Annotated in this window: 21 protein-coding genes and 1 riboswitch; of the genes, 11 read left to right on the top strand and 10 right to left on the bottom strand. The window is 71.4% G+C overall.

Annotated features, from left to right (window positions below; translation table 11 throughout):
* Positions 1-20: 20 nt before the first annotated feature.
* Genes ACNYS0_RS38495 through ACNYS0_RS38485 form a run of 3 tightly spaced genes read right to left on the bottom strand, consistent with a single transcriptional unit; the run spans position 21 to position 2845 of the window.
* Entirely contained in the window at positions 21-1079 is a 1059-nt protein-coding gene (locus ACNYS0_RS38495; protein ID WP_422480781.1) for an ABC transporter substrate-binding protein, read from the bottom strand.
* 37 nt (positions 1080-1116) lie between these two features.
* Complete coding sequence (locus tag ACNYS0_RS38490) at positions 1117-1983, bottom strand: ABC transporter permease (RefSeq protein WP_422480779.1); 867 nt, start codon at positions 1981-1983, stop codon at positions 1117-1119.
* Positions 1973-2845, bottom strand: coding sequence for an ABC transporter ATP-binding protein (locus ACNYS0_RS38485; protein WP_422480777.1), 873 nt, complete (start codon positions 2843-2845; stop codon positions 1973-1975). Before ACNYS0_RS38485 ends, ACNYS0_RS38490 begins: the two co-directional genes overlap by 11 nt.
* A gap of 222 nt (positions 2846-3067) precedes the next feature.
* Between ACNYS0_RS38485 and ACNYS0_RS38480 the strand changes: the two genes are divergently transcribed.
* The gene (locus tag ACNYS0_RS38480) at positions 3068-4702 is read left to right on the top strand and encodes a sensor histidine kinase (protein ID WP_422482883.1); all 1635 of its coding nucleotides are present in this window, start codon (positions 3068-3070) and stop codon (positions 4700-4702) included.
* Entirely contained in the window at positions 4699-5397 is a 699-nt protein-coding gene (locus ACNYS0_RS38475) for a response regulator (protein ID WP_422480775.1), read from the top strand. The genes ACNYS0_RS38480 and ACNYS0_RS38475 overlap by 4 nt, the downstream gene beginning before the upstream one ends.
* A gap of 28 nt (positions 5398-5425) precedes the next feature.
* Here the strand turns inward: ACNYS0_RS38475 and ACNYS0_RS38470 are convergent, their stop codons facing one another.
* Both ACNYS0_RS38470 and ACNYS0_RS38465 read right to left on the bottom strand, forming a co-directional pair.
* Complete coding sequence (locus tag ACNYS0_RS38470) at positions 5426-6337, bottom strand: SDR family oxidoreductase (protein ID WP_422480773.1); 912 nt, start codon at positions 6335-6337, stop codon at positions 5426-5428.
* Positions 6334-6945, bottom strand: coding sequence for a TetR/AcrR family transcriptional regulator (locus ACNYS0_RS38465; RefSeq protein WP_422480771.1), 612 nt, complete (start codon positions 6943-6945; stop codon positions 6334-6336). Before ACNYS0_RS38465 ends, ACNYS0_RS38470 begins: the two co-directional genes overlap by 4 nt.
* A 152-nt stretch (positions 6946-7097) precedes the next feature.
* Between ACNYS0_RS38465 and ACNYS0_RS38460 the strand changes: the two genes are divergently transcribed.
* Positions 7098-7625: a hypothetical protein gene (locus ACNYS0_RS38460; RefSeq protein WP_422480769.1), complete on the top strand. Its 528-nt coding sequence runs from the start codon at positions 7098-7100 to the stop codon at positions 7623-7625.
* Positions 7626-7754: 129 nt separating this feature from the next.
* Complete coding sequence (locus ACNYS0_RS38455) at positions 7755-8603, top strand: DUF3626 domain-containing protein (protein ID WP_422480767.1); 849 nt, start codon at positions 7755-7757, stop codon at positions 8601-8603.
* Positions 8604-8679: 76 nt separating this feature from the next.
* Here ACNYS0_RS38455 and ACNYS0_RS38450 read toward each other — a convergent pair whose 3' ends face one another.
* Positions 8680-9294, bottom strand: a complete 615-nt coding sequence (locus tag ACNYS0_RS38450) for a TetR/AcrR family transcriptional regulator (protein ID WP_422480765.1) — start codon at positions 9292-9294, stop codon at positions 8680-8682.
* 260 nt (positions 9295-9554) lie between these two features.
* Between ACNYS0_RS38450 and ACNYS0_RS38445 the strand changes: the two genes are divergently transcribed.
* The 6 genes from ACNYS0_RS38445 to ACNYS0_RS38420 all read left to right on the top strand — a co-directional run bounded on the left by ACNYS0_RS38445 (position 9555) and on the right by ACNYS0_RS38420 (position 16038).
* Entirely contained in the window at positions 9555-11234 is a 1680-nt protein-coding gene (locus tag ACNYS0_RS38445) for an amidohydrolase (RefSeq protein WP_422480763.1), read from the top strand.
* Between the two features lie 260 nt (positions 11235-11494).
* A complete protein-coding gene (locus ACNYS0_RS38440; RefSeq protein WP_422480761.1) occupies positions 11495-12151 on the top strand; it encodes a hypothetical protein in 657 nt (218 codons plus the stop codon).
* Positions 12148-13485, top strand: a complete 1338-nt coding sequence (locus ACNYS0_RS38435; RefSeq protein WP_422480759.1) for a copper resistance CopC/CopD family protein — start codon at positions 12148-12150, stop codon at positions 13483-13485. The genes ACNYS0_RS38440 and ACNYS0_RS38435 overlap by 4 nt, the downstream gene beginning before the upstream one ends.
* Before the next feature lie 65 nt (positions 13486-13550).
* The gene (locus ACNYS0_RS38430; protein WP_422480757.1) at positions 13551-14654 is read left to right on the top strand and encodes a cupredoxin domain-containing protein; all 1104 of its coding nucleotides are present in this window, start codon (positions 13551-13553) and stop codon (positions 14652-14654) included.
* A 131-nt stretch (positions 14655-14785) separates the two neighbouring features.
* On the top strand, positions 14786-15337 hold the full coding sequence (locus ACNYS0_RS38425; RefSeq protein WP_422480755.1) for a hypothetical protein: 552 nt from the start codon (positions 14786-14788) through the stop codon (positions 15335-15337).
* Positions 15325-16038: a cupredoxin domain-containing protein gene (locus ACNYS0_RS38420; RefSeq protein ID WP_422480753.1), complete on the top strand. Its 714-nt coding sequence runs from the start codon at positions 15325-15327 to the stop codon at positions 16036-16038. The genes ACNYS0_RS38425 and ACNYS0_RS38420 overlap by 13 nt, the downstream gene beginning before the upstream one ends.
* Here the strand turns inward: ACNYS0_RS38420 and thiD are convergent, their stop codons facing one another.
* The 4 genes from thiD to ACNYS0_RS38400 form a co-directional block, all read right to left on the bottom strand.
* Positions 16039-16860 carry a bifunctional hydroxymethylpyrimidine kinase/phosphomethylpyrimidine kinase gene (gene thiD / locus ACNYS0_RS38415; protein WP_422480751.1) on the bottom strand — a complete coding sequence of 274 codons (822 nt, stop codon included), beginning with the start codon at positions 16858-16860 and terminating at the stop codon, positions 16039-16041. It lies immediately after the preceding gene.
* On the bottom strand, positions 16857-17567 hold the full coding sequence (thiE, locus tag ACNYS0_RS38410; RefSeq protein WP_422480749.1) for a thiamine phosphate synthase: 711 nt from the start codon (positions 17565-17567) through the stop codon (positions 16857-16859). The genes thiD and thiE overlap by 4 nt, the downstream gene beginning before the upstream one ends.
* Positions 17564-18382, bottom strand: coding sequence for a hydroxyethylthiazole kinase (gene thiM, locus ACNYS0_RS38405; protein ID WP_422480747.1), 819 nt, complete (start codon positions 18380-18382; stop codon positions 17564-17566). Before thiM ends, thiE begins: the two co-directional genes overlap by 4 nt.
* 55 nt (positions 18383-18437) lie before the next feature.
* Positions 18438-19838: a purine-cytosine permease family protein gene (locus tag ACNYS0_RS38400; RefSeq protein WP_422480744.1), complete on the bottom strand. Its 1401-nt coding sequence runs from the start codon at positions 19836-19838 to the stop codon at positions 18438-18440.
* Positions 19828-19923: riboswitch (TPP riboswitch) on the bottom strand. It overlaps the preceding gene by 11 nt.
* Before the next feature lie 415 nt (positions 19924-20338).
* On the opposite strand from ACNYS0_RS38400, the gene ACNYS0_RS38395 reads away from it, so the two are divergent.
* On the top strand, positions 20339-21757 hold the full coding sequence (locus ACNYS0_RS38395) for a family 2B encapsulin nanocompartment shell protein (RefSeq protein ID WP_422480742.1): 1419 nt from the start codon (positions 20339-20341) through the stop codon (positions 21755-21757).
* Positions 21758-21774 lie beyond the last annotated feature (17 nt).

Genomic DNA, 21774 nt, shown 5'->3' with positions numbered 1-21774 from the left:
TCCTCGCGTGGGTGGGCCGCTCAGTTGGCCTTGTCGGCGAACTCGGTCGTGTACGTCTTCTTCAGGTCGATGGTGGCGTTCTTCAGGTTCGGGTTGAAGGACTTCAGGACCCGCTGCACGGTGGCGGGTCCGTCGGCCGGCATCCTGCCGTCCTTGGTGAACATGGGCAGGGTGCTGTCGATGGCCTGGGCGTACAGGCCCTCGCCGCCCTGCGCGTAGTCGCTCGGCATCTTGGCCGCGATCTCCTTGGCGCTGTGCGAGGACATCCACTTGAGGGTGCGCACGAAGACCTTGGCGAGCTTCTGGACGGTGTCCTTGTGCTCGTTCACCCAGTCGGTGTTCATGTACAGGCTGGAGGACGGGTACAGGCCGCCGAGCGCCTTCTTGGAACCCTCCGGGGTACGCATGTCGACCACGGCCCTGCCGAGCTTCTTGTCCAGGATCTGGGCGACGGTGGGGTCGGTGGTCATGCCGCCGTCGATCGAGCCCTTCTTCAGGGCGGAGATGAACGTCTGCCCCGCGCCGACGGCGACGTTGGTGAACTTGTCGGTGGAGACACCGTCGTGGACGCCGAGGTACTTGGTGAGGAAGTCGGTGGACGAGCCGAGTCCTGTGACACCGAGCTTCTTCCCGGCGAAGTCCTTGGGCGACTTGAGCCCGGCGGCCGCCTTGTTGGAAACGACCTCGACCTCGCCGGGGGTTCTGGCGAGCTGGACGACGGACTCGACCTGCTTGCCCTTGGTCTGGAGGTCCAGGGTGTGGTCGTAGAAGCCGACGACACCCTGCACGTTTCCGGCGACGAGCGAGGTGGTGGCGTCGATGCCGGCGGGCTCGCTCAGCAACTCGACGTTGAGGCCCTCGTCCTTGAAGTAGCCCAGGCGCTGGGCCAGCATCGCGGGCAGGTAGATGACCTTGTCGATGCCACCCACCATGATCTTGACCTTGCCGCCCTTGCCGCCTCCCCCGCCGGCGTCGGCCGACTTGGAGGAGACCTCGTCGGCGCAGCCGCTGAGGGCGGCCAGTGCGGCGAGGGCCGCGGTGGCGGCGGTGATCCTGGTGGTGAGGGTGCGACGGGACATGTGCGGCTCCTGACTGATGATGCGGGGACGGGGAGGGTCAGCGGGCGTCGTTACTGGCCGGCTTCCAGCGGAAGAGCCGGTTCTCCAGGAAGGTGAGCAGGCCCTCGGCGAGCAGGGCGACGACGGCGAGGATGACCATGGCCGCGTAGACGCCCGCGGAGTTGAAGGTGCCCTGAGAGGCGGAGACGAGCAGGCCGATGCCCTTGGTGGCACCGATGTACTCGCCGACGATGGCGCCGATGAGCGCGAAGCCGAAGCTGACGTGGAGGCTGGTGAAGATCCACGAGGTGGCGGCGGGGATGACGACCTGGAAGGTGACCTGGCGGTCGCGGGCGCCGAGGATGCGGGCGTGGTCGATGAGGTGCCGGTCGACCTCGCGGGCTCCCTGGAAGGCGTTGAAGAAGACGGGGAAGAAGACCAGGACGACGGCGGAGGCCACCTTGGAGGCAGGTCCGAGGCCGAACCAGATGAGGAAGATCGGGGCGAGGACGATGCGCGGCAGCGCGTTGAGGACCTTGATGTAGGGGCCCATGACGTCGGCGAGGAAGCGGACACGGCCGAGCGCGATGCCCAGGACGACGCCGCCGATGACACCGATCACCCAGCCGAGCAGCGCCTCGTAGAGGGTGTACCAGATCTGTTCGAGGAGCGATCCCTGCGGAGTGCCGTGCAGGGCCCACTGCTGGATCTGGTCCCAGATCTTCGAGGGCATGGAGAAGTTGAACGGGTCGATGATCCCGGCCCGGGAGAACCACTCCCACACACCGAGGACGAAGACGAGCAGCGCGGCCCGCGACAGGAGGACGACGGCGCGGCGTCGGCGCGCGGCCCGGGCGCGTTCCTCGGCGCGGCCCGGCTTGGTGACGACCGCGGCGGCAGGTGCGGTGGTGGTGTCAGGCGACATTCTGCGCGCCCCTCTCCCGCGTGATGCGGACCTCTTCGCCCAGCGAGGACCAGATCTCGCGGTAGATCTCGACGAAGCGCGGCTCCAGGCGGATCGACTCGACGCGGCGGGGCCTCGGCAGGTCGATGGTGAAGATCTCCTTGACGGTGGCCGGGCCCGCGGTCATGACGACGACCTGGTCGGCGAGCGCGATGGACTCCTCCAGGTCGTGCGTGACGAAGACGACCGAGGAGCCGGTGCCCGCCCACAGCTCCATCAGCTCGTCCGACATCAGGGCACGGGTCTGCACGTCGAGGGCGGAGAAGGGCTCGTCCATGAGCAGGATGGACGGGTCGTTGACGAAGGTGGAGGCGAGGGCGACGCGCTTGCGCTGGCCGCCGGACAGCTGGTGCGGGTAGCGGTCCTCGAAGGAGGTCAGGCCGACGCGGGCCAGCCACTCACGGGCACGCTCCTTGGCCTCGGCCTTGGGCACACCGCGGAACCGGGGCCCCGCCATGACGTTCGACAGGACGGTGCGCCAGGGGAAGACGGCGTCCTGCTGGAAGACGAAGCCGACCCGCTCGTCGATGCCCCGCACCGGCGAGCCGGACAGCATGACCTCGCCGTCCGTCGGCTCCTCCAGGCCGCTGACCAGGGTGAGGGTGGTGGACTTGCCACAGCCGGTGGGACCGACGACGGCGACGAACTCGCCCTGCTCGACGGTCAGGTCGAGGTCGTGGACCGCGGTGTGCAGGGCGCCGGAGGGGGTGCTGAAGGCCTTGCAGACGCCGCGCAGTTCGATGGCCGGACTGGATGGGCTGTTCGGTGAGCTTTTCGATGAGCCGTTCGATGAGCCGTTCGATGAGCTGGGCACGCTTGTCATGCCGCGGAACGTTAGGAACGGCGCGGCGGCCTGGGAAGTATTGGCCTGCAACCGCCGCTTGTGCCTGTTGCCCGCGATTTTGCGCATTGTGCCAACGGCTCGCGCACGAGCCTGTGCCCGGGGCCTTCCCCGGTCAAAACACCTGCGGTTACGGTGCGTTCGCCCCGCGAAACGTCCGATCACGCGGGAGAGTTCCCGAAAGCAGGTGTCATCGTGGCCCGCATGCGCATCGGCTGGCCCCGGCAGGTGTTCGCGCAGGTGCTGCTCGCGCAGCTGCTCATCACCACGGGCGTCCTGCTGTTGCTGACGGGGCTGTTCCTGCAACCGTTGCGCACCCAGCTCGACGACCAGGCCGAGCATCAGGCCCTGGCCATCGCGCAGACCACGACGGCCGATCCGGCCATCGCCTCCGGCCTGCTGTCGAGCGAACCCGACCCGCGGGGTCCTGTGCAGCGGCAGGCCGAGCGCACCCGGCAGGCCACGGGCGCCCTGTACGTCGTGGTCATGGACCTGCACGGGACCCGCTGGTCGCACACCGACGTGCGCAAGGTGGGACACCATGTGTCGACGGACCCCTCCCTCGCCCTGCACGGGCATGTGGTGCTCCAGATCGACCGCGGCACCCTGGGCACGTCGGCGCGGGCGAAGGTGCCACTGCGGGACCGGGCCGGAGAGGTGATCGGCGCGGTGTCGGTGGGGATCGCGTACTCCGGTGTGCAGGAACGCCTGATGGCCGCGCTGCCGGGGCTGCTGCGCTACGCGGGCACGGCGCTCGCGGCGGGGGCCTGCGCCGCGTTCGTGGTGGCGCGCGTCCTGCGCAAGCGCACCCATGGTGTCTCGGTCGGTGACATCTCGGCGCTGCTGTCGGAGCGGGAGGCGATGCTGCACGCCGTACGGGAAGGTGTCATCGCCCTCGACGAGGACGAGCGGGTGCGGCTCGTGAACGACGAGGCGGCGCGGCTGCTCGCGCTCGGGGACGACGCGGAGGGCCGCTACCTGGGGGACGTGCTGCCGCCCGGCCGTTCCCGTGATGTCATCACCGGGCAGGTCACCGGCCGCGACCTGCTGACCGTGCGGGAGAACCGGGTGCTGATCGCCAACCGGATGCCGACGCCCGACGGCGGTTCGGTGGTCACCCTCCGGGACCGTACCGAGCTCGAACTCCTGGGCCGCGAACTCGACTCCATCAAGGGCCTGTTGGACGCGCTGCGCGCCCAGGACCACGAGCACGCCAACCGGCTGCACACCGTGCTCGGCTATCTCGACCTCGACATGTCGCAGCGGGCCCGCGCCTACGTCGCCGGTCTCACGAGCGCCCGGCGGGCCTCGGCCGAGGAGGTCGCGGAGCGCATCCGGATGCCCATGGTGTCGGCGCTGCTGGCCGGGAAGTCGGCGATCGCCTCGGAACGCGGGGTGACACTACGGCTCTCGGACCGCACCCACCTGCCCTCGGGCCTGATCGAGGCGCGGGACATCGTGACCGTCCTCGGCAACCTGATCGACAACGCGCTCGACGTGGTCGGCGGCGGGCGTGCGGCCCGCCCCGCCATCGAGGTCGAGGCCTTCGCGGAGGCCGACACGGTGGTGCTCCGCGTCAGCGACAACGGGCCCGGTGTGCCCGTCGACCTGCGCGACACCATTTTCCAGGAGGGCTGGAGCACGAAGGAGTCCCCCGCCCATCGCGGCCGCGGCCTGGGCCTCGCCATGGTCCGCAGCCTCGCCGAGCGCTACGGCGGCACCGCCCGCATCGCCGCGCGGGCCGGCGGCGGCGCGGTGTTCACGGTCGTCCTCCCGGACATCGTGTCGCGATCCGCGCCGCGCGTCCCCGCACTCCAACACCCAGGAGACACCCCGTGATTGACGTTCTGGTGGTCGACGACGACTTCCATGTCGCGGAGATCAACGCCGCCTACGTGGAGAAGGTGGCGGGCTTCCACGTCGTCGGAACGGCCCACACCGCCCTCCAGACCATGCAGCTCCTCGAGCGCCACCACGTCGACCTGCTGCTGCTCGACCACTACCTGCCCGACCGCACGGGCCTCGACCTCGTGCGCGACCTGCGCCGCCGTGGCATGCGCAGCGACGTCATCATGGTGACGGCCGCGCAGGACGTCGAGGTCGTCGAGGCGGCGCTGCGCTACGGCGTGCTGAACTACCTCGTCAAACCCTTCACGTTCGAGGGCCTGCGTGCCCGCCTCGCGGGCTACGCGGAGCTGCGCCGCACCCTGCGGGACGCCGTCAGCGCATCGACACCGGGCCAGCAGCAGATCGACCGCATCTTCGGCGCGGTGCGCACCCCGACGAGTGGCTCCACACCGGCGCCGCCCAAGGGCTGGTCGGGCCCCACGGTGGACCTGATCTGCGAGGTCATCGAGGCGGCGGAGACCCCCTTGTCCGCCCACGACGTGGCCTCCCGCACGGGCATCAGCCGCTCGACGGCGCAACGCTACCTGCGCTACCTCCAGGACAAGGGCGTCCTCCAACTCTCCCTGCGGTACGGGGACGCGGGACGCCCGGAACATCGGTACGCGTGCGCGCCCGGCGGGCGTTAGGGCCTGATCCGAACGACGAGCCCTGGCCTTACAACGGGTCTCCGAGCGGCCCGTACTCCTCTTCCAGGGTTTTGGCCCAATGGGCGGACCAGTCCGGTTGCCTGCCGTCGGCGTCGGTGAAGCCGTATTCCTTGTACAGGCCCCAAGTGGCCAAGGCCTGGCCGGACTTGTCCATGATGTCGGGGTCGGCGGCCAGCGCGGCGACCGCCCGCCCCAGGTAGGCCGGGGTTTCGGAGCGGGCGAAGTTCGGGTCCTTGGCCGCGCCGTCCCGCCAGTTGGCCTCGGTGACGCCGAAGCCCTCCAGCATGGCCTCGGAGCGCAGGAAGCCGGGGGTGATCGCCACGGCCGCGATGCCGTGCGGCCTCAGTTCGGCGGCCTGGGCGACCGCGAGACGGATCACCGCCGACTTGGCGAGGTCGTAGAAGAACGAGCCGCGATAGCGGGCGGTGTTGCCGTCGGTGACCTCCACGACCAGACCGCTGCCGCGAGCGACCATCAGTGGAAGCGCGAACCGGCTGGTGATCACATGGGTCTCCACGGCCTGCCGGAGCAGCCGGAGGCCGGTGTCGAGGTCCTGCTCCCACAGCGGATGCTCCCAGTCGGCCAACGGGTCGCCGCCCCATACGGAGTTGACCAGGATGTCGAGCCGCCCGTCCTGCTCGGCCGCGATCCGGTCGACCAGGGCGCGAACCTCGTCCGGCCGACTGTGGTCGGTACGGACAGGGATACCCAGTCCTCCGGCGGCAGTGACCATGTCGGCGGTCTCCTCGATGGTCTCCGGCCGGCCCATGTCCGAGCGTCCGGCGGTGCTGCTGCGGCCGGTGACGTACACCGTCGCGCCGGCGGCCCCGAGTTCGACGGCGATGCCCCGCCCACCTCCCCGGGTGCCGCCTGCGACCAGGGCCACTTTCCCCGTCAACGTCCGTGCGTCGTTCGTCATGATTCCTCCAGGTCGTGGCGAGAGGGACGGTGCGGGGACAACAGGTTGTCGAGCTCCTGCCGGAGCCGCTGCGCGAGGGTGCCGCGGCGGTCGAGGGCCCAGGTCAGGCCCGCACCGGCGGCGATCGCCTGCACGGACGAGGTCAGGGCCGCGACATCCGTCTCCGCGCGGAGCTCACCCGCGGCCAGGGCCTCCTTGAGCAGCTCCTCGACGGCTCGCCCCTGGGCCCGGTGGATGGACAGGGCATGCCGGCGGAACTCCGGGTCCGTGAGGTCGATGCACAGGAACGCCAGATGGTTGGCGTACGTCTCCGGCGTGGCCATGGGGGCCATCGGCTCCACGATCAGTTCCGCGAGAGCCTCGAGTGCCGTTTCGTGGTCCTCCCGCACGCGCCCGGGCCGCAGGTCGGCGTCCTTCGCGGACTGCTCGGCGAGCGCCAGGAGCAGCCCGCGCTTGGACCCGAACCGCTGCACCAGCGTGCCCGGCACCAGTCCCACCTCACGCGCCACGACGGCCAGCGTCAGCCCCACGGGGCCCACCCGACCGATCACGTCGGCCGCCGCACGCAAGATCACCGCATCCTCGACCCCTCGGGGGCGTCCCGCCATCACGACTCCATCAATTAATAAATGCCTGTTCATTCATAAAAGCGCGCCGGTGGCCGACGGTCAACCCCGCGCAGGGCCGGCGAACGCTCCGAGGGCCCATCCCGACGGGCCGGTGATCCGCAGCCGTCGAGGGCTCGATAGATTGGCATCCCATGGAACTTTGGGGAGCACGCCTCTACGGAAACCCTTGTCGGGACTGCGGATTCGACTGGTCGTCGACCCCGCGCGAAGCCGTCGGACAGGTCGAGGAGCTGCCTGCGCGGTACGCGGCCCTGACGAGGGACCGCCGGGGCGATGAACGGCATCCGGAGCTGGCCTGGAACGTCGCGGCCTACACCAGCCACGTCACCGACAATCTGCGCAACTGGGCCGAGCGACTGGCTGGAGCACGGCTCGCCGGTGTGCGGCACGTCCCCGGCTACGACCAAGACCTTCTGGCGCAGGCCCGCCACTACAACGACGTCCCGCTGGCAGGTGCGTTGTGGTCGCTTCAGCGGGCGGTCGACGCCTGGGCGGAGTCGGTGTCCGCCGCGCTGGAGGAGGACGTGGTGCTTGAGCATGCCGACCGTGGCGCGCAGCGGGCCGAGGACGTGGCGCGCAACAACGCCCACGATGCCGCCCATCACGCCTGGGACATCGAGCGGATCTTGCGGTACGCCGATCGGTCCACCACGAACTGAGCCAGGCATGCCGTTCCTCCGGGGCCGCCGGACAGGTCCTGGAGCCTGCCCCGACCGACGTCCGGCCGGAGGGCCTGTCGGCGGACAATCCGCGTGCGCCGGCCCACCGGCTTGGCGAACACTGTGCGGATGAGCTCCGCAGCCCAACAGACAGCACAGGAACGGGCCCTTGACCATGTCGCCGGACTGGCATCGGGCCCTCCGCTCGACCCGACACTGCGGGTGACCCTCAACTTCCACCCGGACCGGCTGCTGCGCGGCAAGCCGATCCTGGACGCCATGGCGGACGACGGCGTCTACCGTTCGCAGTTCGTCACGGGGACCAGCAACGGCGGCCTGACGGCACACCCTGGCGGCGACCGGTGGCGCTGGGAGAGCAGGATGTTCGGCGGGGCGTACGACGCCGCGCCCGCCCACGAGCGGCCGGTGTACGGGGCCTTGAACTTTCGACGCAGGCCGACCGGCGGCGCGGCACGGTTCGGCTCGGCCCACTTCCGGCTGACCGCCGAGGCACTGGCCCGGACCACGTTCTGCTACCCGGACAGCGCCCTCGAACCCACGGACTTCGGCGTCGCGGCCGGCATGGGGCTCATCGAAGTCGCCCTGGCCGACCATCAGGACGTTCTTGACGACTGCATCGAGGCACACGTGCACGGACCGGTGCGGCTGCGCCGCCACGCGGAGGCACTGGTCCTGGACCCCTGCTACCGAGGCACGAGCGTCGAGGAATCGGCCCTGCGCGTGGGCTGCGCGGTGGAGTGGCACCAGGGCTTCCGGCTCACGGTCGGGGAACTCCGCCGCCATCCCGCCTATCGCGGCCAGGAGTACGTCGACCTGGGCGCGCGGATCGCCGTCGACGACGTCCTCGACCCCCGCATCGTCGGGGATGCCGCACGCACCGGACGCTACGACCCTCAGGCGGTCAAGAAGGTGTGGCACTACCTGGCGCGGTTCGGGGCGCCCGCGGCAGGCCGCTGACCATTCGGCGGGTCCGGCACCTCAGGGAGACGCGCCCGCCGGATCGGACCGCGCCCACCAGCGGGCCCTGGACCGGTCAGCCGCCCGTCGGCACCAGCGCGGCTGCCGCATCGCGTGCCGCCGCCAGCGCCCGGGGACGTTCGCCCGGTTGACCGAGGACGACCCTGGTGCTCAACCCGTCTAGGAGCGCCAGGAGTTGCGCCGCCCGGCCGGGGACGTCGTCGATCGCGAAGGCGCCCCGGTCGACCCCCTTGGCGAGGACGGCCTCCAGGTCGCGCTGCCAGCCCCGGTCCAACTCCTGTTGCGCGGCTCGCAGTTCTTCGTCGGAGCCGGAGCGCGCCCACAGCTCGACCCAGAGCATCCAGCGCGGATCGCGGGGCCCGGCCGCCAGGTACAGGTCCAGATAGAGGTCGAGCCGACGGGCCGGGGTCACCCGGCGGGCCAGCAGCGCCGCCCGTTCCTCGGTGAGCGCGGCCTCGCTGTAGCGCAGGGCCTCGACGAGCAGCAGGTTCTTGGAGCGGAAGTAGTAGAGCAGGTGGCCGCCGCTGGTGCCGAGGCGCTTGGCGAGCGCGGCCATGGTCAGGGAGGCGAGCCCCTGCTCGGCGACGACGGCCGTCGCCTCCTGGAGCGTGCGGGTGCGCAGATCGCCGCCCGACGACCGCCCCGGTCGTGCCGCTGCCGTCCCGGCCATGCGCACCGTCCCTCACCGCTGTTCGTACGGATCGCAGCCTACCTCTTGACGTGGGGCGCCACCTCGCCGCATCTTGAATGCCATTCAAGTTTCTTGAACGGCATTCAAGTCGTTCCCTTGCGACGGGAGACGGGAGAAGACATGGCGCTGCGCCGCTGCCGCTACGACGCCGAGGCCCTGCACACCGGCCGCGCGCGCCCGCACACCCCGTGACCACACCTCCCCCGACACACCCTCGTACGAGAAAGAGCCTCATTCCCATGGCACCCGTACAGCACCGCTCCCCCGAACCGGCCCCCGCCGAGCTCGTCCTGCGCCACGCCCGTATCCACACCGTCGACTCCGAACTGCCCGAGGCCGAGGCGCTCGCCGTGCGTGACGGGCGGATCGTGTGGCTCGGCGACGACGCGGACGCGGACGGCTGGACGGGCCCGGGCACCCGGGTCCTCGACGCGGGCGGGCGGCTCGTGCTGCCCGGGTTCATCGACGCCCACAACCACGTCCGGCTCGGCTCGGACGACGCCTGCGTCCAACTCGCGGGCGCCACAAGCCTGTCGGAGATCCACGACCGCATCGCCGCCTGGCGCGAGCGCAACCCGGACGCCGCCTGGATCGAGGCCGAGGCCTTCGACTACTCGGCACTGCCGGACGGCCGGATGCCCACGGCCGCCGACCTCGACCCGGCCACCGGCGACACCCCGGCCATGGTCCTCAGCTACGACGTGCACACGGCCTGGCTCAACACGGCGGCCCTGGACCGGCTCGGCGTGCGCGCCGACCGCACGGAACTCCCCTTCGGCATCGCGCAGACCGACGCGACGACGGGCCGACCGACCGGCTTCGTACGGGACTTCGCCGTGCGCGGACTGTCCCGCGACGGCCACCGGGCGCTGCGCGAGCTCGGTGTGCCGTGGGCGTCCCCCGAGCGGCAGTACGGGCGACTCGTGAAGTCCCTCGACGACGCGATCCGGTTCGGCATCACCACGGTGGTGGAGCCCCAGAACTCCCTGGACGACCTGGCTCTGTTCGAGCGGGCGAGGGCCGAGGGACGGCTGCGTTCGCGGCTCGTCGCCGCCCTGTTCCACCCGCGGGGCACCTCGGACGCGGACCTCGACGACTTCGAGGCCGCCACCCGCGCGCACCGCGACGAGCACATGCGGCTCGGCCCGCTCAAGCTCTACATCGACGACGTCGTGGAGCCGCGCACGGCCGCTCTCCTCGAACCCTACTCAACCGGCTGCGCAGGCCACCGGGGCGAGACGTTCTACCCGGCCGAGGAGTTCGCCGACCTGCTGACGAAGCTGGACGCGCGCGGCTTCCAGTGCTTCGTGCACGCCACCGGCGACCGGGGCATCCGCACGGTCCTGGACGCCGTCGAACAGGCCCGCTCCGTCAACGGGTCGCGCGACGCCCGCCACCAGGTCGTGCACGTCGAGTGCCTGGACCCGGCGGACGCGCCGCGCTTCGCCGAACTCGGCGTCGTGGCCTGCATGCAGCCGCGGCACTGCGCACCGGAGATCGCGGGCCCCGGACAGGACTGGGCGGCCAACGTCGGCGCGGGCCGCTGGCACAAGGCATGGCCGATGCGCACCCTCGACGCGGCCGGTGCGACGCTCGCTTTCTCCAGCGACTGGAACGTCGCGGAGATGGACCCGATGGTCGGCATCTACACGGCCATCACCCGCAAGCCGCTGGCGGGAGGCCAGTCGTGGATGCCGGAGGAGACGGTCGACGTGACGACGGCCGTGCACGCGTACACGATGGGTTCGGCGTACGCCAACTTCCTTGAGGACGAGCGGGGTTCACTGTCGGTCGGCAAGGTCGCGGACTTCTCCGTCCTCTCCCGCGACATCCTCCGCGCCGCCCCGGAGGACATCCCCGGGACCGTCGCGGAGGTCGTCGTGGTGGGTGGGGACGTGGTGCACGAGGCAGGGGCCTGAGACCGCCCCGTGGCGGCGCCGAAAGTATCGGGCATATGCAAGAGGGCGCATCCGGTGAAGAATTGATGGGCACCCTGTTCTCATTCACCATTTCCCCATGTACGGCAATGCGTGCATTCCAGCGGCGAAGACCTTTCTCACAACGGCCCTGGTCGCAGAAATGAGGTAATGAAACGGCGCATTAACGGACGCGTATCCACCGGGACTCCTGACATCGGTCCACTCCTTGGCATTGCAGGTCCGCCGTCAGGAGGAAATTCATGTCCTTCTTCGCCAGGGCTTCCTGGCCAGGAGACCACCGTGACGAGCTCGTCGCCGGCGCGCTCGCCGCCGCCGTGATCATCGTCCTCGGCTACGCGTCCGGCATCGGCGCCCAGGCCGAACAGACCACGACCGGTTCCGCGCCGCCGTCCGTCGAGGCACCCGCCTCGCCGCCCACGCCCAGCAGCCCGGACCCGACACCGACCGAAGCGCCCGACTCGCATTCCGGGGGCGAAGGAACCGGGAACGCCGGAGCGCTGCCCGTGGGCGGGATTCCCGCCGGTGGCACGGAAGGAACGGGGGAAGCCGCGGGCGACCACGAGCACGACGATTCCGGCGGTTTTCCCGGCGGCTCCGGCCTTCCCGATGACTCAGGCCATTCCGGCCATTCGTCGCCGACCCCCTCGTCGCCGCCGTCCTCCAGTCCGTCCCCCTCGCCGTCCTCCCCCTCCACGTCACCGTCGTGCGAGGACGGCGAAGTCCGGCTCGTACAGCCGCTCCTGAAGGGCGCTCTCACCCCGGTGACCGGGCTCCTGGACGGCCTGACCAAGGGCAGTGACGGGGCTTCCTCATCGGCGGCCGACTCCGGCGAGGAATCCGCTCCCTGCGTCGGCCTGGCCTCCGACCCCGCCCTGCTCACGGAGTTGACGCCGTGAGAACTCGCCCCCTGTACGTCATCGCTCTCGCCCTCGTTGCCCTCCTGTTCACGGCCCCCGCCGCCTCCGCGCACACCGAACTGGAGTCGTCCTCCCCCAAGAACGGAGCTCATCTCTCCGAGCCGCCCAAGGACGTCACGCTCACCTTCAGCGAGCCCGTCGACCTCGCCGACCTCCATGTCGCCTTGGGCAAGGACGAGTTGGCTCTCACACAGGACAAGGGCCGCGACACCGTGGCCGTCTCCGTCCCCCAGCGCGAGGCCAAGAAGGCGGGTGAGCGCCTGACTCTGGATTGGCATGTACGCAGCAAGGAGGACGGGCATCCGTCCTCCGGGTCGCTCTCCTTCGCCCTGCCCGCACCCACCGGCTCGTCCGGCTCCCATGCCTCTGCGGCGGACGACGCCGCGGCCCCCGCCGCCGCCCCGTCCGGCACGGTCCGCGCCGCCTGGGCCGTCGCCCGTTGGGTCGGATATCTCGCGCTGGCGCTGTACGTCGGCGGGCTCGCGTTCCTCGCGATGCTGTGGCCCCAGGGCACCCGGGAGCGCAGGACCCGGCGCATCCTCGCCGCGTCCTGGGCGGCCGGGCTCGTCACCACCGTGGCGGCGGCCGGATTGCAGGGGGCCTACGGCGCCATGGGCTCGATCGGCGACGCGTTCAAGGCCTCCACGTACGTCGACCTGCTGGGCAGTGAGGTCGGCGTCGCGCTGGCCTGCCGGGCCCTGATGTGGGTGCTCGCGGCGGTGGTGCTCGCCGCGCTGCTGCAGAACGGCGAGCGCGCCGCGCTGTCGCCGGGCTGGCGGGTCGGCGCGGCCGTCGTCTGCCTGGGACTGCTGCGCACGACCGGCATGGCGGGGCACAACGCCGAGGGCGGCCACCCGGGTTGGGGCGCCGTCGCCGACCTGGTGCATCTGCTCGGCATCTCGGTGTGGCTGGGCGGGCTCACCCTGCTGCTTGCCGGTGTGCTGCCGCGCCGCCGCCCGGACGAGATGTCGGCCGCTGTCTCCGGCTACTCCGCGCTCGCCGGTGTGTCCGTCGCCGCGATCGCGGCAGCGGGCACCGTACTCACCTGGCAGGTCGTCGGCTCGTTCGACGCTCTCTTCTCCACCGGCTACGGGCAGTTGCTGCTGGTCAAACTCGCCCTGCTGGCCGGGGTGCTGCTCATCGCCCAACGCAGTCGCGGCTGGGTGCGCACCCGGCTCGACATCGCCGTCCTGCTGCGCGGTGACCGCGCGACGGTACGGCCCTTCGTCTACTCGGTCGCGGCCGAGACGGGGCTCGTCCTCGTCGTACTCGCCGCGACGAGTTTGCTGGTCACCGCCGCTCCCGGTCAGTGACCCGCGCACCACGATCAACCCGCTCGAGATCTGATCCGCAAGGATCCGTGAGGAGAAGTTCGTTCATGACCACTGACGTTTCCGATCGCGACACACAGGCGCGGCAGCGACCGCCGTCCCGGCGCGGCAATCGAGTCCTGCTCGCGGCCGGGCTCGGCGCCGCCCTGGCGTCCGTGGGGTGCCTCGGCCTCCTTCAGGCGGCCGACGGGGCAGCGGCTCCCGCCGCCGCGGCGGCCCAACCGGCCGCCGAGGCCCACCCGATGGCCCGGACACAGGAACAGCAGCCCGCGGCGGCCGAGAAGGCGGCCGATCACACCATGAAGATCGCGGACATGAAGTTCGCGCAGAGCAAGATGACCGTCAAGGTCGGCGAGACCGTGAAGTGGGTCAACGAGGACACCGCTCCGCACACGGTCACCGCGACGAAGGGGCCCGCGAAGTTCGACTCGGGCACGATGGAGAAGGGCGACAGCTGGTCGTACACCTTCACGAAGCCGGGCACGTACGAGTACTACTGCGCCGTGCACCCCGACATGGTCGCCTCGATCACGGTGGTGCCTGACGACTCCGGGGGCGGGACGGGCGGTTCCGACACGGGTGGTTCGGGCAGCACGGGCGGCTCCGGCTCCGGAGGTACGAGCGGCGGCGGCAGCGGCAGCGGTGGATCCACGGGCGGCTCGACCGGGGGCTCGTCCGGCGGTTCGTCCGACGGTTCGTCCGGGGGCCACGGGTCCGGCGGCTCCATGGGCGGCGCCAGTGGCGGCTCGTCCGGCGGTTCGAGCGGCGGCGGTGACGGTGACGGCGGTGACGCCGAGCAGTGCCACAACGTCCAGCAGGTCCTCCTGCCCATCCTCCAGCACCTCAACAAGGCGCACCTGGAGGAGTCCCCCGGCCAGCAGGTCCAGGACGCGCTGAAGCTCGACAGCTACATCAAGATGCACACCGTCTGGGTCGAGTCCATCCTCACGCCCACCGTGGAAGGCGGTGGCGCCGTCCTCGACGACACGCTCGGCGTCCTGCTCCAGCACGTGAACTCCGCCCACCTGGAGGAGTCACCGGGTCAGCAGGTGGCGGACATCCTCAACCCCGACGCGTACGTCAAGATGCACACGGTCTGGGCCGAGCACCTTCTCGCGCCGTCGATCAACTACGTCTCGACCTCCTGCTGAACCGAGGTCGCCGACGAGGCGTGTGATGGCGGGCCGGCCGAGTCGCAGTCGGCCGGCCCGCCACCGCCGCCATTTTGCCCGCACGGCCCGCCCAATGCCATGCCCCTCCGCCGTGAACCGAGGTGCCCGCGATGAGCACACCCCTGAGTACTCACACCACTCCGCAGATTCTGCCCACCCCGGACGACCCGCCCACGGAGCCGGGCCATCCGTCCTACCTGCCGCACCCCAGCGCATACAGCGCATCCGGCGACCGCTGCATCGTCGAACTCGCCACCCTGCTCGGCCCGTTGACCACTCTGCGCCGCCGCGTCACCGCCGACGAAGCGACGCTCACCGTCGCACCGTCGCCCGACGACTGCGTACTCACCCTCAAGCTCACCGGTGACGCACTCGGCGGCGACGAGCTCTCCTTCGTCAGTGCCGCCATCGAACCGCCGGCGAACGGCTCCCGGCTGCTCGTCCACGGTGAACTGGCCACGGCCGACCCGACCGTTCCCGGCGTCCCCGCGACGCTGCGCCTGCGCGTCGTCTCCCGCACCGACGACAGCCTCCTCGTCATCGGAACCGCCCGCGTCCCCTGCACGGACCTGCGCCGCACCACCGGCTTCGCCCTGTCCCGCATCCGCCCCGCAGACCAGCTGCGTCTGCTCGTCGCCGCGGAGTTCACATGCCCCGCCTGACCCACCGCGCCGGACGCCTCGCGCTCGCCACCCTGCTCAGCTCCGGCGCCGTCGTGTTCCTGCCCGGCCCCGCCGCGCACGCCGCGGGCCACCAAGTCCTCATGTCTGACTACAAGTTCGGGCCCCGTACGCTGACGATCCCGGTCGGCGACAGTGTCACCTGGGTGAACCAGGACACCGCTCCGCACGACGTCAAGACGACCTCGGGCCCGGCGTCGATCCACTCGCCGATGCTCGACAAGGGCGGCACCTGGAGCCATACGTTCACCAAGGCGGGCTCGTACGGCTACGTGTGCACCGTGCACCCCGGGATGACCGGCGGCATCGTCGTCAAGGCCGCCGCGACGACCCGCGCCCCGGCGCCGAGCACCCCGCCCCCGGCGGCCGCCCACACTCATGGGCAGCAGCACGGCCCGGCCCCCACCAAGACATCGAGCGCGAGCCCCACGCGCACCTCGACGCCCACTCCGTCTCACGACCGCAGCAGCGCGGCCGCCGTGCCGCCAACGGCCCCCGCGTCCCCCACGCCGGAGGCGCGAGCGGAGCAGAGCCCCGCGACCGAGGCCGTCGGCGCCGCCCGCCCGCTCGACCCGCTGCTCGTGCTGGCCGGGATCGTCGCCGGGTTCGCCGTGCTCTGCCTGCTTCTGGTCGGCTCCCGCTCGGCGGCGACCGCCTCCGCGCACACCCCCGAAGGGAAGTGATCACACCGCGCGGAACCGCCACCCATGGTCGACGGGCCCGATCCCGGCACCCAGCGCGAATCCCGCCGCGATGGCCCCGGTGACGTACTCCTTGGCCCGGCGCACCGCCTCCGGCACCTCGTGACCCTGCGCGAGGCCGGCCGCGATCGCCGAGGCGAGGGTGCAGCCGGTGCCGTGGGTGTGGGCGTTGTCGTGGCGCGGCGAGCGCAGCCAGTGCTCGTCCGTGCCGTCGGTGAGCAGGTCGACGGCCTCGCCGGGCAGGTGACCGCCCTTGATGAGCGCCCAGCGGGGCCCGTAGGCGAGCAGGCGCTCGGCGGCGCGCCGCATGTCGGCCTCCGCGGTGTCGGCCTCGACCGCGACGCCGGTGATCTCGGCGACCTCGTCGAGGTTGGGTGTCACCACCGTCGCCACCGGCAGCAACCGGTCCCGTACGGCGTCGATGGCGTCGTCCGCGAGCAGCCGATCGCCGTGCTTGGAGACGCTGACGGGGTCGACGACGACGGGGGCCGGCGCCTCGGCGAGCAGCTCGGCGACCGTGACGACCATGTCGGGGTCGGCGAGCATGCCGGTCTTGAGCGCCTGGACGCCGATGTCGTCGACGACGCTGCGGTACTGGGCGCGCACGGCCTCCAGCGGAAGACTCCACGCGCCTTGCACGCCAAGGGAGTTCTGGGCCGTCACGGCGGTGAGGACGCTCATGCCGTGCGTGCCGAGGGCCAGCATGGTCTTGAGGTCGGCCTGGATCCCGGCGCCTCCACCGGAGTCGGATCCGGCGATGGTCAGCACGCGGGGCGGAGCGACCGCGAGCGGTGTGCCGGTCATACGGTGACGTCCTTTCGGATACGGGAGTGGTGGCTGCTCGACCACGCGTCGGCGTACGAGCGGGCCGCGGCGCGGGGGTCCTCTGCCGCGCAGATTCCGGACACGATCGCGCCTCCCGCCGCCCCCGCGGCCCGCAGGTGCGGCAGGTCGCCGGGGGTGACACCACCGATGGCCACGGCGGGCAGCTCGCTCAGCCGGGCCAGTGCGGCGAAGCCGTCGTGGCCGAGCGGTTCGGGGGCGTCGGCCTTCGTGGCTGTGGCGTGCAGAGCTCCGATACCGACGTGGTCGACGCGTGCGGCGGATGTCGCGGCGGCGTGCAGCTCGGAGACGGTCGCCGCGCTCAGGCCCAATACGGCGTCGTCGCCGATGAGTTGACGTACGGAGGCCGCGGGCAGGTCCGACTGACCCACGTGGACACCGCTGACGCGGGCGCCGCTCGCCCGCGCGGCCAGGAACACGTCGACCCGGTCGTTGACGATCAGCGCGACATGGTCGGGGAGGATCTCGGCGACGTCCAGGACGGTGTGCAGGAACTCCCGGCCGCTCGCGTGCTTCTCCCGGATCTGCACGGCGGTGACACCTCCGGCCACCGCCTGCGCGACGGTCTCGGCCACGGTGCGTCCGCGTGCCGCGCACTGGTCCGGGTCGGTGACCAGGTACACCGACAGGTCGACAGCCGCGTGCCCGGGTCGGGTACGTGCCGTCATGACACCTCAGCCCGCTTGGCCAGCTCCTCCGGGGTGAGCGCGGCGAGCGCGTCCAGGAAGCCGACGGCGAAGCTGCCGGGACCGGCCGCCACCCGTGCCGCGGATTCGGCGGCGACGGTGTAGGCGGTGGCGGCCGCCACCGTCGTCGCGAACCGGTCCTCGTCCACCGCGGCGAACGCGGCCATCACCGCGCCCAGCGCGCAGCCGCCACCGGTCACTCGGGTCAGCAGCGCGTCCCCGTTGGCGATCCGGGCGGTGCGCGTGCCGTCGGTGACGTGGTCCACGGGGCCCGACACCGCGACGATGCTGCCCGCCCTGCGCGCGAGTTCCGCCGCCGCGCCCTCGGCGTCGTCGACACCGTGGGAGGAGTCCACGCCCCGGCCACCGCCGCCCGCGCCCGCGAGCGCGATGATCTCGGAGGCGTTGCCGCGGATCACGGTCGGCCGCAGTGCCAGCAGGTCGGCGGCGAGCGCCGTGCGCACGGGCAGCGCGCCGATCGCCACCGGGTCGAGGACCCACGGCGTGCCCGCCTCGGCCGCGGCCCGCGCCGCCTCCGGCATCGCGGCGCGCTGTTCGGCGCGCGGGGTGCCGAGGTTGACCAGCACGCCCGAGGCGACGCGCGCGAAGGGCCCGGCCTCGTCCGGGATGTCGACCATGGCGGGCGCGGCACCCACCGCGAGCAGGACGTTGGCGGTGAACCCGGTGACCACCGCGTTGGTCAGGCACTGCACCAGCGGTGACTCGCGCTGTACGCGCCCGAGCGCCTGCGCCGCGAAGGCGACGAGGTCGGTGCGAGGGGTGGACGTCGTGGGCATGGGGTCGCTCCAAGTACGGAAGGTGCCGTGGTTCGTACGTGCGGAAAAGGGCAGGTCAGCCGCGTCGCCGCAGCCGCAGTGGCGCGTACACCGCGGCGGCCACCAGGAACGCCACGTAGTACGACACATCCGCGCCGTGCAGGGCTTCGGCGACCGGGCCCACGTACAGGCTGGTGTCCATGAACGGGACCGCCGCGGCGAAGGCCGCCGCGAAAGCGAGCAGGGCGGGCCAGGCGGGCTGCCGTCGCTCGCGTTCGGCGGCGAGGTCGAGCGGGGCGCAGGCCCGGTCCCTGGCCCGGGCGCGCCAGTCGACGAGGACGATCGCGACGAAGCCGGGGATCCAGTACCCGACGAACAGCAGCACGTTCTGGAACCGCGCGGTGGTGTCGGCGGCGTGCATCCACAGCACGAGCGGGAAGCCGAGGACCGCGGCGAGGGCGGCGGCCACCGGGCGCGGGATGCGCACGCCGATGGTCTGGAGGGCGAGCGAGCCGCTGTAGTCGTTCATGGCGTTGCTGCACAGCGCTGCCAGCGCGACGGCGAGCAGCCCGAAGGCGCCGAGCACTCCCCCGCCGAGGATCTTGTCGACCCCGGCCGCGGTCTGGTCGGTGAGCACGGAGGCGCCCCACAGGCCGAGTGCCTGGACGGCCACGAAGGACACCAGCAGGCCGAGCAGCGTGTACCAGAACATCCGGGTGCGGGAGGTGGCTGCGGGCAGGTAGCGGCTGAAGTCGCTGGCGTACGGCGCCCAGGACAGGCTGAGGCTGAGCGCGATGGTACTGGTCAGGACGAAGGCGCCGGCGCGGTCGGCCCCCAGCGCGGAGCCGTGGGCGGCGGGGTGCACGCCGTCGAGCATCCGCCAGGCGATGAGCGCGAAGGCGGCGCCGAGTACGAAGGTCATGACGATCTGGAGCCGGTGGATGGCCTCGTAGCCGAACACACCGAGCAGCCCCTGGGCGAGCAGCATGACGAGGACACCGGCCCAGAACGGCCAGCCGAGCAGCCGGGCCAGCGCGTCGCCGCCGAAGAGGCCGATCAGCGCGTCCCAGGCGATGGACGACAGCCACTGGAGCACGCCGGGCAGCGCGACGCCGCGCCCGAACGCGAGCCCGGCGAGCGGGAGTTGACCCGCTCCGGTCCTGCTCCCCCACGTACCCAGGTACGCGGTCGGCACCGCGCCGATCAGGGTGCCGAGCACGACGGCGGCGAGCGCGGTGGCGAAGTCGAGGCCGAGCGCGATGCCGACGGTGCCGGTGAAGACGCCGGTCATCGTCAGGTTCGGGGCGAACCACACGGTGAACAGGCGCCCGGCGCCGCCGTAGCGGTTGGCTTCGGGGACCGGTTCGATGCCGTGCCCCTCGATGCCGAGGTCGCCGGGTGCCGCGGGCATCCGCCCGTCGAAGGCGCCGCTGCCGCGGTCGGCAGGCAGGCCAGTGGAAACATGCGTCACAGGCATGAGACATCCCTCCGCCAGTACGAACTGGTTCAGGTTCGACGGGTGTGTTCTCAGCCCTCTGGTCGGGGCACCCCGTGTCCGGTTACGGCCGCCAGCGTAACGCGGTGGCGCGCGGTGTCGCACGGGTGGGTTCCGGTTCCGTCGCGTCCGCCCGTACCTCGCGCGATACAGCGCCGGCAATGCGGAGCTCTGTGGCAGCTGGCCGACTTCCGTCGGTTTCGCGGCGTCGCGACGCGCTCCCACCGCGTGACATCGCGGTCGGCACCCGCTCCGGCACACCGGGAAAACCGGCCGAGATCCGTCGGTCACCGGGCAAACACCGACCGGACTTGATCATCGTATCGAGTTAATGTCACCGGCTTTCCTTGGCCGGGCGGCCGAGACGGCCCTTACGGTGATGCTGCTTCTGGACGCATTCCCTCCGAATATTCCACCTTTCCTTCTTCTGTCCCGTAGTTACGGGCATGCGCGCTTTCGCCCGACCAAGGAGAGCTCACTCGATGACCGTTGACTCGACCACCCCGGACACCGCGTCGGTGCCGCCGCAGCAGACCAGCCTCGGCACGGCGGCCGCCCGTAATCTCGCCACGACCACCAAGTCCGCCCCGCAGATGCAGGAGATCACCTCGCGGTGGCTGCTGCGGATGCTGCCCTGGGTGGAGACCAAGGGCGGCGTCTACCGGGTCAACCGCCGCCTGACCTACACCGTCGGCGACGGCACCATCGAGTTCATCCAGGACGGCGGCGACGTCCGCGTGATCCCCCGCGAACTCGGTGAACTGGCCCTGCTGCGCGGCTTCGACGACGTCGAGGTGCTGACCGCGCTCGCCGACCGGTGCGTACAGCGCGACTTCCGGGCCGGCGACACACTGGTCGAGCGCGGGGCACCGGCAGACAAGCTCCATCTGATCGCCCACGGCCGCATCAACCAGTTCTCCGAGGGCGAGTACGGCGACGAGGTCGCGCTCGACGTGCTCGCCGACGGCGACCGCTTCGGCGACAACGCGCTCCTCGACGAGGACGCCCGCTGGGAGCAGACCGTGGTCGCCGAGACCTCGGGCACCCTGCTCACCCTCTCGCGCGCCGACTTCGCGTCCGTGCTGTCCTCGGCGCCGCCCCTTCAGGAGCACATCGACGAGTTCAAGTCGCTCGCGGGCCGCGGCCAGAACCACCGGGGCGAGGCGGAGATCCCGATGTCGGCGGGGCACGTCGGTGAGCACGAACTGCCGGGCGCCTTCGTCGACTACGAGGCGAAACCACGCGAGTACGAGCTCTCGGCCGCCCAGACGATCCTGCGGGTCCACACGCGGGTCGCCGACCTCTACAACGAGCCGATGAACCAGACCAAGGAGCAACTGCGGCTCACCATCGAGGCGTTGCGCGAGCGCCAGGAGCACGAGCTCGTCAACAACCGGGAGTTCGGCCTGCTCCACAACGCCGACTTCAAGCAGCGCCTCCAGCCGCACTCGGGGCCGCCCACTCCGGACGACCTGGACGAGCTGCTGTGCCGCCGCCGCGGCTCGAAGTTCTTCCTGGCGCACCCGCGCACGATCGCGGCGATGGGGCGCGAGTTCAACGCCCGCGGCCTGTACCCCGATCACGTCGACCTCGGCGGCCAGCAGGTCCCGGCCTGGCGCGGGGTGCCGATCCTGCCCTGCAACAAGATCCCGGTCACCAAGGAGCGGACCAGCTCGATCCTCTGCATGCGTACCGGCGAGGACAACCAGGGTGTCATCGGCCTGCACCAGACGGGTCTGCCGGACGAGTACGAGCCGGGCCTGTCGGTCCGGTTCATGGGCGTCGACGACCAGGCCATCACCAAGTACCTCGTCAGCACCTACTACTCCGCCGCGATCCTCGTGCCGGACGCGGTCGGCGTGCTGGAGAACGTGCAGATCGGCCGCTGGCCCAGCAGGTAGCGGGCCAGGACCGCAGC

The sequence above is a fragment of the Streptomyces anthophorae genome (assembly GCF_049310305.1).
In the GTDB taxonomy this organism is placed as follows: domain Bacteria; phylum Actinomycetota; class Actinomycetes; order Streptomycetales; family Streptomycetaceae; genus Streptomyces.
Note: the sequence above shows the minus strand (reverse complement) of the source record. Positions and strands in the feature narration are given on the sequence as shown.